A 357-nucleotide genomic window follows, 5' to 3' on the forward strand; every position below is an offset into this window, starting at 1 on the left:
GTCCATTCCCACCGCTCCACGGCGCGCTTGCGATTCGCGTCGCTCAGCGTGGGGTCGTAGAGCCCGGCGCCCTTCAGCAGGGAGGCGAGAAAGGCGCCCTCGCTCGCGTTGAGCTGTGACACCTCCTTGCCGTAGTACGCCTGCGCGGCGCGCTGGATGCCATAGGTGCCGCGGCCGAACCAGCTCGTGTTGAGATAGCCCTCGAGAATCTCGTCCTTGCTCATCCGATTGTCCAGCTTCACCGCGATGAGCATCTCGGTGAATTTACGGCTGAGGGTCTGGTCCTGGCTCAGATAGGCGTTCTTCACATACTGCTGGGTGATGGTGGAACCGCTCTGGGTCTCCGCGCCCGACACC

At 63.6% G+C, this 357-nt stretch carries 1 protein-coding gene; it reads right to left on the reverse strand.

The annotated features are described in order from the left end of the window. Positions 1 to 357 (reverse strand): transglycosylase domain-containing protein (locus ACSNOK_RS33560; protein ID WP_436784550.1); only part of this gene is annotated, 357 nt, incomplete at both ends.

The organism is Streptomyces sp. URMC 126 (genome assembly GCF_051386555.1).
In the GTDB taxonomy this organism is placed as follows: domain Bacteria; phylum Actinomycetota; class Actinomycetes; order Streptomycetales; family Streptomycetaceae; genus Streptomyces.